The organism is Collimonas fungivorans (assembly GCF_001584145.1).
GTDB lineage: Bacteria > Pseudomonadota > Gammaproteobacteria > Burkholderiales > Burkholderiaceae_D > Collimonas > Collimonas fungivorans.
The window spans coordinates 948258-961098 of sequence record NZ_CP013232.1 but is presented as its reverse complement, the minus strand read 5'-3'; the positions used below and the strand labels follow the sequence as shown (position 1 = coordinate 961098).

Below are 12841 nucleotides of genomic sequence, written 5' to 3'. Positions count from 1 at the left end.
ATCGCTCAGTGTTCTATCGATTACGCGGTTACCAACGCGCAGGCGGACATCAGCGTGGAAAAATGCGGCAGGCCGGGAGTCGCCATGCCTTCCATCTTGGCCTGGTCGTCCCACAGGCGCAGGCTGACGGCATCGGCAGCATAAGGACGGGCGATGAACTGCGCCGCGTCGGCGGCGGAAAACACGCCGCCCTGCAACTCCAGGCTGCGTTTGGAATCTTCGGACAAACGCTCCCGGTAGCCGGCGTCGGTGGCGCACAGGTAACGCTTGGCGTCGACATGCAGGCGAATCGGCTCCAGCACCGCCGGGCCGAACAAGCCGCGCAGATAAGGTATCGCGAAATATTGGTGGGTATCGTCGACGCCGCGCGCCGACGGCGTCTCGCCTTGCGGGTTCAGCAAGTGCCCGAGATCGTGCAGCAAGGCGGCGCAGACCAGTTCCGGCTGGGCGCCGGCCTGTTCGGCCAGGGTGGCCGATTGCAGCGCATGCTCGAGCTGGTTGACCGGCTCGCCGCTGTACATCTGGTGGCCGCCGCGTTCGAACAGTTCGCAGATTTGCGGGATGGTCAGCATATATTCAACTCCAATTCAGTTCCAAGGCAGAGAATAGGTTTTGGTGTTGCAGAAACTCTTCATCGCTTCCTGCACGCCTTCCTTGTAGCCGAGGCCGGAATCCTTGATGCCGCCGAACGGCGTCAGCTCCAGCCGGTAGCCGGGCACTTCGCGGACGTTGATGCTGCCAACCTGCAGTTCGCGCACAAAACGGGTGATGTAGTCGAGGCGGTTGGTGCAGACCGAAGACGATAAACCGTAGGGCGTCGAATTCGAGATGCGGATGGCGTCGGCGATATCGGTGCAGCGGATCACCGGCGATACCGGGCCGAAGGTTTCTTCGGCCACCAGCTGGCAATCGGCCGGCACGTGGTCGAGCACGGTCGGCGAATACAACGCGCCGTCGCGCAGGTTGCCGAACAAAAGCTTGGCGCCGTGCTGCTGGGCATCCTTGACCTTGGCTTCGAAAGCGCTGGCGGAACGGGCATCGATCACGGTGCCCATGTCGTTGCTAATATCCATCGGATCGCCGTATTTGATGGCCTTGGTTTTGCTCACCAGCAGATCGACAAACTCGTCGGCCACGGCCTGATGCACGATCATGCGCTTGATCGCGGTGCAGCGCTGGCCGGAATTTTTGTATGAGCCGGACACCGCCAGCGTCGCCGCTTCTTCCAGGTCGGCGTCTTCCATCACGATGATCGGATCGTTGCCGCCCAATTCCAGCACCTGGCGTTTGTACACTGCCTTGCCGGCGATGTATTTGCCGATAGGAACGCCGCCGGTAAACGTCACCAGGTCGACATCGGGATTGGTCAGCATCTCGTCGGCGATTTCTGCCGGGTCGCCGGTGACCACCGAAAACATTTCCGGCGGCAGGCCGGCTTCGTACAGGATGTCTGCCAGCAGCAGGGCCGACAGCGGTGTTTTTTCGGTCGGCTTGAGCACCATGCGGTTATTGGTGGCGATAGCCGGCGCGACCTTGTGCGCGACTTGATTCAGCGGATGGTTGAACGGCGTGATTGCAGAAATCGCGCCCAGCAGCGGTTCTTTCAAGGTGTAGACCTTGCGCTGCTTGCCGTGCGGCGTCAGGTCGCAGGAAAACACCTGGCCATCGTCCACCAGCGCCTGGTTGGCGGCGAACACGAACACATCGCAGGCGCGGCCGACTTCGTACAGGCTGTCTTTCTTGCACAGCCCGGCTTCCGCCGTGATCAGGTCGGAAATCGCATCGGTATTGGCGCGCAGCAGTTCCGAAGTACGCAGCATGATGCGCGACCGTTCATAGCGCGTAAGCGGCGAACGGAAGGCACGCGCGACCTGGAACGCATGGCGGATGTCCTCCACCGTGGCCTTCGGCACCGAACCGACCAGCGCGCCGTTGAAAGGATTGCGGATTTCTATGCGGCGCGGGTTGCCGACCAGCTTGCCGGCAATCCGCATGTCTTGGTGTAAAGGCTCGCCTTGCTTGAGCTTGCTCAGTTCGGTCAGCATCATGTCCTCAGGTCTGTTGGTCAGAGTGGAGAAAATCTATTGCACGTGTTGATGAATGCAGTTCATAGCGAGGAAGAACACATCGAAATTGCGCAGCCGGTGGTCCGCGGGTATGGCGCTCAGCTTGCGGTTGAACATCAGCGGCACCCGCTGTTCGGAGATGCCGCCGTGCGAACGCAGCGGCAGCTTCAGCTCGGACAAGTCATGGCGGCTGGCCGCGGTGCCGATCACGGTCAGGCGCTCGCTGACCACCACCAGGTCGCCGATGCGGTCAGGCGGCAGTTCAAAACGCTGGGCGGCTTGTTCGCGCGTCAACACCAGTTCGATGCCGGGAATGGCGCGGATCTTGTCGGCGATGTCAGCGACATTGGCAGCGGCCGGCAGATATACCGTAGCGTAGGAGCCGAGCGCGCCGTGGTGCACTACGTAAGGATCGGTAATCGGCAGGATGACGCGGGTCTTTTCGACGCCTACACGGGCATCCAGGACGTCTTGCAGATAGATCACGTTCGGCTTGCCGGCGCTGTCGGTCTTGGCGTTCATGCCGTGGTCGGCAGTCAGGCCGATCACGGCGCCCAAGGCGTCGAGCTGGGTCAGGTAATGGTCCATCATGGCGTAGAACGCGTTGGCGCCCGGCGTGCCTGGCGCATATTTATGCTGGATGTAGTCAGTGGTGGAAAGATACATGATGTCAGGCCGTTCGCTGGCCAGCAGCTTGACGCCGGCGGCGAAGACGAATTCGGACAGTTCGGCGCTGTATACCGAAGGCAAAGCCATGCCGACCAGTTCCAGCAGGTTTTCTATGCCGTTTTGTTCCAGCGTAGCCTGGTCGGCCTTTTCTGCAGAAAAGCAGATGCCGCGCATCTTGTGGCCGAGCAGGCCGCGCAGCTTGTCCTTGGCGGTCACCACCGCAACCTTGGCGCCGGCATCGGCGAAGGTCGCCAGGATGGTGGCGGCGCGCAGGTACCTGGCGTCGTTCATCATCACTTCCTGCTTGGTTTCCAGGTCATAGAAATAATTGCCGCAAATGCCGTGCACCGCCGGCGGCACGCCGGTCACGATCGACAGGTTGTTCGGATTGGTAAAGCTCGGCACCACGCAATCGGCGCTCAGCACCGTGCCCTGTTCCGTCATCTTTTTCAGGAACGGCGCGACGCCGGCCTGTATCGCCTGGTTGATGTATTCCTGCTCACAGCCGTCGACGCAGACCACGACCAGCGGCTGCTGCATCGATTGATAAGTGCGACCGTTGATGTTGAAAGATCCGCTGAAAGATCCGCTAAGAGTTTTGGTATTGGACATGAGATTGCCTTCGCTATGAGTCAGACTGGCTTATAGGTTTACTTCAAGGTGATTGGTGCGGCCGAGGCAGCTTTTTCCTGCGCCTTGTGCATGCGGTTGCGGCCGGCCACCGCGTGTTCGCGCATGATGTCGCCGGCGGCTTGCGGATCGCCGGCAGCGATGGCGTCGACGATCTTGTGATGTTCGGTAGTGGAGGTCGGCAAGCTGCCCTTTTGCGCCAGCGCCGAGCGGCGAAACAGGTTGAGTTCGTTGACCAGCCGCCGGTAGGTATGCAACAGCTTCTTGTTGGCGGTGAACTGCACCAACGCATCGTGGAAGGCCAGGTTCAGCTTCAGGTAGCCGTCGACATCGCCCAGCGCCACCATGCCGTCCATGCGATCGAGCAGCGTACGCAATTCCTGCACCTGGGCCGGCTTGATGGTGGCAGCCAGCTTGCGGCCGATCAGCTCATCCAGCGCGGCGCGCACTTCGTAGATTTCATCGGCTTCTTCAACCGAGATCTGGCGCACGAATACGCCGCAGTTTTTTTCCTGCTGCACCAGCCCCGCCTCTTCCAGCGCCCGAAACGCCTCACGCACCGGGCCGCGCGAAACGCCCATCATTTCCGCCAGCGAGACTTCGTTGAGCTTGTCGCCGGCGACCAGGTCGCCCGTCAGGATCATGCGCTCCAGCTCCTTCTGCACCAGCGAAGGCAGCGAATTTTTCTGGACCAGGGCGATGGTGTTCATGGTGCGGTTGGTAGTCATGGCTGATCTTTTTTCGAGTTGGTGATTGCACTTTAATTCAACAACGTGTAGATTGTCAACAAAATACATAAAACATGATGCAATAAAAAGCCGCAGCAAAAAGCGGCAGGACGTAAAAACTTGACCAGGTTTCAATATCGGCAGCAGTGGAAGATTTGCTCACCATCTGAGGAGATGACAATGAAACAGCAATTTGCACGAATCCTGCGCGCAAGCGCGGCAGCCGGGGCTGCAACGGCCCTGCTAGGCGCTGCCTTTGCCCTGACCGCAGCCAGCAGCCATGCCCAGTCCAGGACTGCGCTGCTGGTATATACCGCGCTGGAAACCGACGCCATGAAACAGTACAAGGACGGTTTCGAAAAAGCCAACCCGACGGTAGAAATCCGCTGGGTGCGCGACTCGACCGGCGTCGTCACTGCCAAATTGCTGGCCGAAAAGAACAATCCGCAAGCCGACGTGGTAGTCGGTCTGGCCGCCACCAGCCTGGCGCTGCTGGGCCAGGAAGGCATGCTGCTGGCGTATGAGCCAAGCGGCATGAAACAGCTCAATCCCGCCTACGTAGACAGCGCCCGGCCGCCAACCTGGGTCGGCATGGATGTCTGGGGTGCGACCGTCTGCTTCAACACGATAGAAGCGAAGAAGCTGAACCTGCCCAAGCCCACCAGCTGGGCCGACCTGGCCAAGCCGGTCTACAAGGGCCAGATCGTCATGCCCCACCCCGCTTCCAGCGGCACCGGCTACCTTGATGTAACAGCGTGGCTGCAAATGTTCGGCGAAGCCAAGGGCTGGCAATACATGGACGCGCTGCACCAGAACATCGCCCAATACACCCACTCAGGTTCCAAACCCTGCACCATGGCCGGCACCGGCGAATTCCCTATCGGCATTTCATTCGAATTCCGCGGCCATCAGGTGAAGCGCAGCGGCGCTCCTGTCGAATTGATTTTTCCCAAAGAAGGCCTAGGCTGGGATGTGGAAGCCAGCGGCATCATGAAAGGCACCAAGAACCTGGCAGCGGCCCAGAAACTGGTGGACTGGATGAGCAGCAAGGAAGCCAACCAGATCAGCTCCAACTGGTGGGCCATCGTCGCCTATCCCGGCATCGCCAAGAAAGTTGAAGGGATTCCGGACGATTACGAAAAGCTTCTGATCAAGCCCAACGATTTCAACTGGTCCGCCAAGAACCGCGAACGGATCCTGGCCGAATGGGGCACACGCTACAACTCCAAGGCGGAAAAGAAGTAAAGCCGCGCTATTCGTGACTAACCGGGGGAGTTTCATCATGTCTCAGCAGAATCCTAGCCCTTGCCTGGCGCCCAAGCCTTACCTGACGCTAGAAAACATCTCGAAATCGTTCGGCAGCTTTCATGCGCTGCGCGATATCAACCTGACCGTCGGCGAAGGCGAGTTCGTCTGTTTCCTGGGACCGTCCGGCTGCGGCAAGACCACCCTGCTGCGCATCATCGCCGGCCTCGAAAGCCAGAACCAGGGGCGCATCGTCCAGGCTGGCAAGGACATCTCATGGCTGGCGCCGATACAGCGCGATTACGGCATCGTGTTCCAGTCCTATGCGCTGTTTCCCAACCTGACCATCGCCGACAATGTCGCCTACGGCCTGGTGAACCGCCGCCAGAGCCGCAGCGCCACCGCCGAACGGGTGCAGGAACTGCTGACGCTGGCCGGCCTGCCGACCAGCGGCAAGAAATTCCCGGGACAGCTGTCCGGCGGCCAGCAGCAGCGGATCGCGCTGGTGCGGGCGCTGGCGACTTCTCCCGGTCTGCTGTTGCTGGACGAACCGCTGTCGGCGCTGGATGCGCTGGAGCGGGTGCGTCTGCGCAGCGAGATCCGCCAGCTGCAACAGCGGCTGGGCGTGACCACCATCATGGTCACCCACGACCAGGAAGAAGCCCTGACCATGGCCGACCGCATTGTGGTGATGAACCACGGCGCCATCGAGCAATGCGGCAGCCCGCAAGACATCTACCTGCAGCCGGGCTCGCCGTTCGTCGCGTCGTTCGTCGGCAAGGTCAACATCTTGCGCGGCGTTTCGCTGGGAGACAGCCGTTTCCGCATCGGCAAGCTGGATTTCCATTGCGAATCGCGGGTCGATCACATTGCCGCCGGACAGCCCGTGAAGGTATATTTGCGGCCGGAAGATTTTGTGGCGCGCAGCGTCGAGCAGCGCACCCACAACCACGCCATGGCGGAGGTCAAGAAAATTGAATTCCTGGGCGCCTTCAGTTACCTGACGGTCGTGCTGGAAGGCATGGAACAGCAGCCGGTGGTGGCTTCGATGTCGCTCAACCTGCTGAAGGAACTGGGATTGCAGGTCGGCAGCAAACTGCGTTACGGCTTGCTGCCGGAACGCATCCGCGTATACCAGGACGACGAACAAGCGCAGACGGTGGCGGCATGAGCAGGCCGGCCAGCGCACTCGGCATGATGTCGTCGTCGCCGGCCGGCGGCGCCAGACAGGCGGCGGCCGGCCGCCAGCAAAGCCACTGGCATGAACGCATCGCGCACGGCCTGCTGTTGCTGGTGTGCGCCGGGCTGGCGGTATTCCTGCTGATGCCGGTGCTGATGATCCTGGTCCAGAGCGTGCAGGACAAGGATGGCCTGTTCGTCGGCCTGCGCCAGTTCAGCGAATACATGTCGACCCCGGCATTGCGGCAGTCGGTGCTGAATACTTTGTTGATTGCAGTCTCGGTGACGCTGCTGGTGATCCCGGCGGCCTTCACTTTCGCCTACGCCCTGACGCGCAGCATGATGCCGTTCAAGCGCTTTTTCCGCACCCTGTCGCTGATTCCCATCCTGGCGCCGTCGCTGCTGGCGGCGATCTCGTTTGTGCAATGGTTCGGCACCCAGGGCGCGCTCAAGGGCTTGCTCGGCGGCGCCTCGATCTACGGCCCGATCGGTATCGTCATCAGCGAGTGTTATGCGGTGTTTCCGCATGCGCTGATGATATTGATTACCGCACTGTCGCTAGCCGACGGCCGCCTGTATGAAGTGGCGGAATCGCTGGGCACCAGCCGCCTGCGCAAGTTCTGGACCATCACTGTGCCTGGCGCCAAGTACGGCCTGATCAGCGCGGCGCTGGTGGTGTTCACTTTCACGGTCAACGATTTCGGCGTGCCCAAGGTCATCGGCGGCGATTTCAACGTGCTGGCGATCGATGTCTACCAGCTGGTCATCGGCCAGCAGAATTTCAACAAGGGCGCCGTGGTCAGCCTGCTGCTGCTGTTGCCGGCGCTGATGGCGTTCGCCATCGACTTCACCATACGGCGCAAGCTGCAATCGCAGCTGTCGGCGCGCGCCGTGCCGTTCGTACCCAAGCGCCACCGGCTGTTCGACGCCTTGATGTTCAGCTACTGCGGCCTGGTCTGCCTGTTGCTGCTGTCGGTGCTGGGCATGGCGGTGTACACCTCTTTCATCAAGCTCTGGCCCTACAACCTGACGCTGGTGTGGGACCACTATTACTTCGGGCTGATCCAGGACGGCATCCTGGAATCGTATTTCAACAGCCTGCGGCTGGCAGCCTACGTAGTCGCCAGCGGCATCGTGCTGATTTTCGGCAGCGCCTACCTGGTTGAAAAGACCCGCGGCATGGAAGCGGCGCGGCCGCTGATCCGGCTGCTGGCCATGCTGCCGATGGGTGTGCCGGGACTGGTGCTGGGCCTGGGCTACATCATGTTTTTCAACCACCCGGACAATCCGCTCAATTTCCTGTACCGCAGCATGGCGATCCTGGTGCTGTCGACGGTGGTGCACTACTTCACCTCCAGCTACCTGACCGCGGTCACCGCGCTGAAAGCCATCGACAACGAGTTCGAAGCGGTCTCGGCTTCGCTCAAGGTGCCCTTCTACAAAACCTTCCTGCGGGTGACGGTGCCGGTCTGCCTGCCGGCTATCCTGGACATCGGCCGCTACCTGTTCATCAATGCCATGACCACCATTTCGGCGGTGGTGTTCCTGTATTCGCCCGACACCACGCTGGCCTCGGTGGCGCTGCTGAACCTGGAAGCCGAGGGGAAGATCGGCCCGGCGGCGGCGATGGGCACCCTGATCGTGCTGACGTCCACCATCGTCTGCATCCTGTACGCGCTGACCACGCGCGTGCTGCTGAAGAAGGCGCAAAGCTGGCGCCAGACCTGAACCATTTGAACCGCAACCGCAACTACAACTGAACCCGCACCAGACCAAAGGAAATATCATGAGCCTGCAAAGCCGCGACCCGATTCTTCTGACTCCCGGACCACTGACCACTTCGCTCGCCACCAAGAGCGCCATGCTGCAGGACTGGGGTTCCTGGGATGCCTCGTTCAACGCCATCACCGGCAAGGTGCGCCAGCAGCTGCTGGACATCGCCAACGCCCATGAAACGCACGTGTGCGTGCCGATGCAGGGCAGCGGCACGTTTTCGATCGAAGCCGCGATCAACACCCTGCTGCCGCGCAACGGCCATATGCTGGTGCTGATCAACGGCGCCTACGGCAAGCGCATGGCGAAAATCGTCGAGATGATGGGACGCCAGGTCTCGGTATTCGAAACCGCCGAGGACGTGCCGACCACCGCCGCCGATGTCGAGCGCGTGCTGAGCAACGACCGCAGCATCACCCACATCGGCGTGATCCATTGCGAAACCAGCACCGGCATCCTGAATCCGCTGCAAGAGATTGCCGAGGTAGTGGCGCAGCACAAGAAGAGCCTGATCATCGACGCCATGAGTTCTTTCGGCGCGCTGGAAATCGACGCGACCAAGATCAGTTTCGATGCGCTGATCGCCGCCAGCGGCAAATGCATAGAAGGGCCGCCGGGCATGGGTTTTGCGATTGTGCGCAAGAGCGTGCTGGAAAAGAGCGCAGGCAATTCACGTTCGCTGTCGCTCGACCTGCACGACCAGTGGGCCTACATGGAAAAAACTACACAGTGGCGCTTCACGCCGCCTACCCACATCGTGGTGGCTTTTCACGCAGCGTTGAACCAGTTCTTTGCAGAAGGCGGCCAGCCGGCAAGGCTGGCGCGCTACACCAAGAACTACGACACCCTGATGGCAGGCATGCGCGAACTGGGGCTGATCCAGTTTCTGCCGGCGAAAATCCAGGCGCCCATCATCGTCACCATGCACGCACCGAACAGCGCCAGTTATGAATTCAAGGATTTCTACAATCGAGTGCGCGACAAAGGGTTCATCCTGTATCCGGGCAAGCTGACCCAGGCGGAAACTTTCCGCATCGGTTGCATAGGTTCTATCGGAGCGGAGGAAATGCGGCAGGCAGTGCATGCGATCCGCGACGCCCTGGCGGAAATGGGAATCAAGCCAAGAAACGCGAATATTGCTTAAACCGGATCTCAGCGCCATGAACGACGAGACACCACGCCGCTACGTCCTTACCCTGACCTGTCCCGACCGCACCGGGATCGTCGCCGCCGTCGGCAGTTTTATCGCCGACCATGGCGGCCTGATCAGCCAGGCCGCCCAGCATGGCGACGCGCTCCACAACCGCTTCTACATGCGGGTGGAGATACAGGCCGACACGCTGACGTTTTACCTGGACGAACTGCGTGAACGTTTCAGCCCCATCGCCAGGCAGTTCGAGATGGACTGGAACATCGCCGACAGCTCAATCAAGAAACGCATGGTGGTGCTGGTCAGCAAACTGGATCATTGCCTGAACGATTTGCTGCACCGCTGGCGCAATAACGACCTGCATTGCGAAATTCCCTGCGTAATCTCCAACCACAATGACCTGCGCTCTTTTGTCGAATGGCACGGCATCCCCTATTTTCATGTGCCGGTAGGGCCGGATAACAAAGAGCAGGCATATGCCGAAGTAGAACGCCTGTTCCGTGAGTTCAGCGGCGATTTCATCGTCCTGGCGCGTTATATGCAAGTGCTGTCCGACAGCATGACGGAGCGTTATCGCAATCGCATCATCAACATCCATCATAGTTTCTTGCCGGCGTTTGTCGGCGGCCGTCCCTATCACCAGGCATTTGAACGCGGCGTCAAGATGACCGGCGCCACGAGCCACTACGTAACCGCCGAACTGGACGCCGGACCGATCATCGAACAGGGCGTGGTGAATATCGACCACAGCAATTCGATCGAAGAGATGGTGCGACTGGGCAAGGATATCGAGAAAAACGTGTTGTCGCGCAGCGTCCGCCTGCATCTTGAGGACCGCGTACTGATTCATCGCAACAAGACGGTAGTTTTCAAATAATCGCCAATGCGTCCTGCGGCGCTGATTCAACCGAACAAGGAACCGATACGTCATGAGCATCCCCTTACCCACCCATGCCCAAGTCATCATCGCCGGCGGCGGCATCGCCGGCTGCAGCGCGGCCTACCACCTGACCCAGCTCGGCTGCACCGATGTCATCCTGCTGGAGCAAGGCAGCTTACCTGCGGCACTACCTGGCATGCCGCCGGCCTGGTCGGGCAATTGCGCGCCAACCGCAGCATGACCAAGATGAGCCGCTACGGCATCGACCTGTATGCCACGCTGGAAGCGGAAACCGGGCTGGCTACCGGCTGGAAGCAATGCGGCAGCATTACGCTGGCGCGCACGCCGGAGCGCATGACTTTGCTGCAGCGGACGATTGCCGCTGCCCGCAGCTTTGGCATCGAGGCCGAGTTCATCACTCCTGCCGAGGCGCAGAAAATGTGGCCGATGATGCGCATCGACGACCTGGTCGGCGCAGTCTGGCTGCCGGGCGACGGCAAGGCCAATCCGACCGATCTTACGCAGTCGCTGGCCAAGGGTGCGCGTAACCGCGGCGCCAGGATTTTCGAGGGCGTGCAAATCACCGGCACCATCATCGAGCACGGCCGTATCGTCGGCGTCGAAACCGACCGCGGCACGGTCCGCTGCGAGACCTTCCTCAACTGCGCCGGCCAGTGGGCGCGCGACCTGGGCAAACTGTCTGGTGTGAACATCCCGCTGCATTCGGCTGAACATTTCTACCTGGTGACCAAGGAAATCGAGGGCGTGCACACCGATCTGCCGGTGCTGCGCGATCCGGACGGCTATATCTATTACAAGGAAGAAGTCGGCGGGCTGGTGATGGGCGGCTTCGAGCCTGTCGCCAAACCGTGGGGCATGGATGGCATTCCGCCCAAGTTCGAGTTCCAGCTGCTGCCGGACAATATGGACCAGTTCCAGGTGCTGCTGGACGAAGCCGTGCATCGTACCCCCGTGCTGGAAACCACTGAAATCAAGCTGTTCCTGAATGGCCCGGAAAGTTTTACGCCGGACGGCAATTTCATCCTGGGCGAAGCGCCCGAAGTGCGCGGCTACTTTGTCGCCGCCGGCTTCAATTCGGCCGGCATCGCCAACGCCGGCGGCGCCGGCAAGCTGATCGCCGAATGGATAGTCGGCGGCGCCGCACCGGCCGACCTGCTGGACGTCGACATTCGCCGCTTTGCGCCTTTCAACAGCAACATGAGCTGGCTCAAGGACCGTACTGTCGAAGCGCTGGGCTTGCACTATGCGATGCGCTGGCCGCGCCATGAACTGGAATCGGGCCGCCCCTTGCGCCGCTCACCGCTCTACGACCGCCTGCAAGCCAAGGGCGCATGCTTCGGCAGCAAGCTCGGCTGGGAGCGCGTGAGCTGGTTTGCGCTGCCGGGACAAACGCCGGAACCGCAATACGGCTTCGGCCGTCCTAACTGGCTGGACGCCTGCATCGAAGAACAACTGGCGGTGCGCAAGGATGTCGTCATTTTTGACCAGACCTCGTTCGGCAAGCTGATGGTGCAAGGACGCGACGCCGCACAGCTGCTGCAACGCATTTGCGCCAACGACATCGCCGTCGCCCCTGGCAACATGGTGTACACCGCACTACTGAATGCGCGCGGCGGCTTCGAAAGCGACCTGACCGTGATGCGGCTGGAGGCCGACTGTTTCCTGATCATTACCGGATCGGCCCAGCCCTACCGCGACATCGGCCATATCAAGCGCCATATCCGGGAGAATGAACATGTGACGGTGACCGACGTCACCTCCGGCTATTGCACGCTGACCGTCACGGGCCGAAAGCGCAGCAGCTGCTGTCGCGCGTGACGCCGCAGAAACTGAACAAGGAAGCATTCCCGCAATCGGCCGTGATCGAAATCGATATCGGCTATGCCCGCGCGCTGGCGGCCAAGGTATCGTATGTCGGCGGCCCGGGCTGGGAATTGTATATCCCCACTGAAATGGGCGCCCACGTGTACGACACGCTATTCGAGGCCGGCGCCGATCTTGGCCTGCGCGACGGCGGCTACTACACCATCGACGCCTTGCGCATAGAAGCTGGCCGGCGTGCTTTCGGACTGGAACTGGGGCCGGATGAAAATCCGTTCGAAGCCGGCCTGGAATTTGCCGTCAAACTGAACAAGCCGGCCGAATTCGTCGGCCAGGCTGCACTCGGGAAAATCGCGCCGGAACGTCTTGCCAAACGCCTGGTGATATTCACGCTGGACGACCAGCAAGCGTTCGCCTGGGGCGGCGAGCCCATCGTCCTGAACGGCAAAGCCGTGGGCGAACTGACATCGGCGGCTTACAGCGCGGTGCTGCAGCGCATGGTGGTGATGGGTTATGTGCGCAGTGCGGAACCACTGACGCTGGAAGAAGTCCTGTGCGGCGAGTATCACATCAATATCGCCGGCAAGCTGTTTACTGCAACCGCGCAAGCGCGACCACCCTATCCGGCCATGATCAGGGCCGAGCTGGAACACCAGGAATTAAAATTGCGTAGCTAGCG

9 protein-coding genes and 1 pseudogene are annotated in these 12841 nt (G+C 60.8%); 6 read left to right on the top strand and 4 right to left on the bottom strand.

Features of this window, described 5'->3' with window-relative positions; all coding sequences use genetic code 11:
* Nucleotides 1-20 precede the first annotated feature (20 nt).
* Genes CFter6_RS04110 through CFter6_RS04095 form a run of 4 tightly spaced genes read right to left on the bottom strand, consistent with a single transcriptional unit; the run spans nucleotide 21 to nucleotide 4093 of the window.
* Nucleotides 21-572: a phosphonate degradation HD-domain oxygenase gene (locus CFter6_RS04110; RefSeq protein ID WP_061538845.1), complete on the bottom strand. Its 552-nt coding sequence runs from the start codon at nucleotides 570-572 to the stop codon at nucleotides 21-23.
* Between the two features lie 15 nt (nucleotides 573-587).
* Entirely contained in the window at nucleotides 588-2045 is a 1458-nt protein-coding gene (phnY, locus tag CFter6_RS04105; protein WP_061542204.1) for a phosphonoacetaldehyde dehydrogenase, read from the bottom strand.
* 36 nt (nucleotides 2046-2081) lie between these two features.
* Nucleotides 2082-3347, bottom strand: coding sequence for a phosphonoacetate hydrolase (gene phnA / locus CFter6_RS04100; protein WP_061538844.1), 1266 nt, complete (start codon nucleotides 3345-3347; stop codon nucleotides 2082-2084).
* Nucleotides 3348-3385: 38 nt separating this feature from the next.
* The gene (locus CFter6_RS04095; protein ID WP_061538843.1) at nucleotides 3386-4093 is read right to left on the bottom strand and encodes a phosphonate utilization associated transcriptional regulator; all 708 of its coding nucleotides are present in this window, start codon (nucleotides 4091-4093) and stop codon (nucleotides 3386-3388) included.
* Between the two features lie 180 nt (nucleotides 4094-4273).
* Here CFter6_RS04095 and CFter6_RS04090 point away from each other — a divergent pair, with 180 nt between their 5' ends.
* From CFter6_RS04090 to CFter6_RS04065, 6 genes and pseudogenes are all read left to right on the top strand, one after another.
* The gene (locus CFter6_RS04090) at nucleotides 4274-5338 is read left to right on the top strand and encodes a putative 2-aminoethylphosphonate ABC transporter substrate-binding protein (RefSeq protein WP_061538842.1); all 1065 of its coding nucleotides are present in this window, start codon (nucleotides 4274-4276) and stop codon (nucleotides 5336-5338) included.
* A gap of 37 nt (nucleotides 5339-5375) precedes the next feature.
* The gene (locus CFter6_RS04085) at nucleotides 5376-6509 is read left to right on the top strand and encodes a putative 2-aminoethylphosphonate ABC transporter ATP-binding protein (RefSeq protein ID WP_061538841.1); all 1134 of its coding nucleotides are present in this window, start codon (nucleotides 5376-5378) and stop codon (nucleotides 6507-6509) included.
* On the top strand, nucleotides 6506-8245 hold the full coding sequence (locus CFter6_RS04080) for a putative 2-aminoethylphosphonate ABC transporter permease subunit (RefSeq protein ID WP_205631442.1): 1740 nt from the start codon (nucleotides 6506-6508) through the stop codon (nucleotides 8243-8245). The genes CFter6_RS04085 and CFter6_RS04080 overlap by 4 nt, the downstream gene beginning before the upstream one ends.
* Nucleotides 8246-8303: 58 nt before the next feature.
* A complete protein-coding gene (locus CFter6_RS04075) occupies nucleotides 8304-9434 on the top strand; it encodes a 2-aminoethylphosphonate--pyruvate transaminase (RefSeq protein WP_061538840.1) in 1131 nt (376 codons plus the stop codon).
* A gap of 16 nt (nucleotides 9435-9450) precedes the next feature.
* A complete protein-coding gene (gene purU, locus CFter6_RS04070; protein WP_061538839.1) occupies nucleotides 9451-10317 on the top strand; it encodes a formyltetrahydrofolate deformylase in 867 nt (288 codons plus the stop codon).
* 52 nt (nucleotides 10318-10369) lie between these two features.
* Nucleotides 10370-12839 (top strand): annotated as a pseudogene (locus CFter6_RS04065) (GcvT family protein).
* Nucleotides 12840-12841: the final 2 nt, after the last annotated feature.

Coding starts and splice junctions, on each gene's coding strand:
- CFter6_RS04110 (WP_061538845.1), bottom strand. CDS start 572: ATGCTGACCATCCCGCAAATCTGCGAACTGTTCGAACGCGGCGGCCAC.
- phnY (WP_061542204.1), bottom strand. CDS start 2,045: ATGCTGACCGAACTGAGCAAGCTCAAGCAAGGCGAGCCTTTACACCAA.
- phnA (WP_061538844.1), bottom strand. CDS start 3,347: ATGTCCAATACCAAAACTCTTAGCGGATCTTTCAGCGGATCTTTCAAC.
- CFter6_RS04095 (WP_061538843.1), bottom strand. CDS start 4,093: ATGACTACCAACCGCACCATGAACACCATCGCCCTGGTCCAGAAAAAT.
- CFter6_RS04090 (WP_061538842.1), top strand. CDS start 4,274: ATGAAACAGCAATTTGCACGAATCCTGCGCGCAAGCGCGGCAGCCGGG.
- CFter6_RS04085 (WP_061538841.1), top strand. CDS start 5,376: ATGTCTCAGCAGAATCCTAGCCCTTGCCTGGCGCCCAAGCCTTACCTG.
- CFter6_RS04080 (WP_205631442.1), top strand. CDS start 6,506: ATGAGCAGGCCGGCCAGCGCACTCGGCATGATGTCGTCGTCGCCGGCC.
- CFter6_RS04075 (WP_061538840.1), top strand. CDS start 8,304: ATGAGCCTGCAAAGCCGCGACCCGATTCTTCTGACTCCCGGACCACTG.
- purU (WP_061538839.1), top strand. CDS start 9,451: ATGAACGACGAGACACCACGCCGCTACGTCCTTACCCTGACCTGTCCC.